The sequence below is a fragment of the Kitasatospora sp. NPDC015121 genome, assembly GCF_055562955.1.
In genome coordinates this window covers 1-1412 of the sequence record NZ_JBVHEH010000104.1, presented here as the reverse complement: position 1 = coordinate 1412, position 1412 = coordinate 1, and the positions used below count along the sequence as shown (strand labels likewise).

Below are 1412 nucleotides of genomic sequence, written 5' to 3'. Positions count from 1 at the left end.
ACACGTTGCTGTTGAATTGATCGTAGGTGTTCGTCCCAAGCTTCAGCGGGGGTTCGCCATTGGAGTCGTTTCCGTGGTCGCGTGTTGAGAGCGTGTGCGACTGCCGCGAGATCGTCTGGGCTCCATCGCGAGAGATCAGTTCCCTTCGGAAAGTATTGGCGCAGTAGTCCATTCGCATTCTCGTTGGTACCTCGTTGCCATGGGCTGTGTGGATCGGCGAAGTACACCTTCAGCCCGGTGTCGATGGTGAACTGGGCGTGTGCGGACATTTCCTTTCCTCGGTCCCAGGTCAGCGAGCGTTTGAGTTCGGTGGGCATCGACGCCAGTGCCTGTGCCAACGCTCTGTTCATCGACACCGCTCCGTATCCCGACAGTGCCGGCCCGTTCTTGGTGATCGGTTGCTGTCGCCACCCTTGTTCCCGAGGCAGGTGCACGAGGGTGGTGTATCCGGTTGTGCGCTCGACGATGGTGCCGATCGCGGACCTGTCCGTGCCGATGATGAGATCACCTTCGTGGTGCCCGGGGATCGCACGGTCGTCGGCTTCTTCGGGACGCTCGCTGATGAGTACGTCCGGTGTCACATGGGCCCAGGCAACGCGTTTCGCTCTCGCGCGTGGCATCCGAAGAGCGCGGCCGGTGCGCAGGCACAAGATGAGTTCGCGGCGCAGCGCACTGCGACCCTCGATGAACAGGGACTGGTAGATGGCTTCGTGGCTGATCCGCATGGACTCATCATCCGGGAAATCGATCGGTAGCCGGTGCGAAATCTGCTCAGGGCTCCACGCTTTCACCCATCGGCGGTCCTGCCGATGCGGCTTGTTCAAGCCCTTCCATTGCCGTTCGAGCGGTCCGGCGACAGCATCGCCGCCCGGCTTGGTGATCTGGCCTGAGAGTCGGTCCTCGACGTAGTGCCGTAACCGATCGTTTGCCGCGAGCTTGGCGGTCTTCGGGCGACGAGCAAACAACTCGGCTTTCCAGTGCGCCACGCTGGCGCGGTACTCGAGCGTGCCGCCACGCGTGGCAGCGTTACGCCGCAACTCCCGCGAGATCGTCGACGGGCTCCTCCCGATGGCACCCGCTATCGAGCGCACCCCATGGCCTGTGGCGTGCAGGATCGCGATTTCCTCACGCTCTGCCAAAGAGAGGTACCTGCCTGCCGGCGCGGGCCACGAGTACGGCGTCATCCCGCCAGCGTGCCGGAACCACCGCTGGCCCGCAGGCTGTCCCACGCCGACAGCGTCAGCTGCCTCGCGAGGAAGCTTGCCAGTACTGATCTGCTCCCAAAAATCTCGTTCCTTCGACCGTGGATGGCCCGGCGCTCCCGGTGACCTCATCGGAGCCCTGCCCGTTACTTCCCGCACCCAATCCGATGGACGACCCACAACACCCTCCTGACCTCGAATGTTGCGTCC

General features: G+C 63.3%; 1 protein-coding gene. It reads right to left on the bottom strand.

The window, feature by feature from the left end; all coding sequences use genetic code 11:
* On the bottom strand, positions 1-1334 hold a 1334-nt coding region (locus ACZ3J7_RS41035), incomplete at its 3' end, for an IS30 family transposase (protein WP_352102051.1).
* Positions 1335-1412 lie beyond the last annotated feature (78 nt).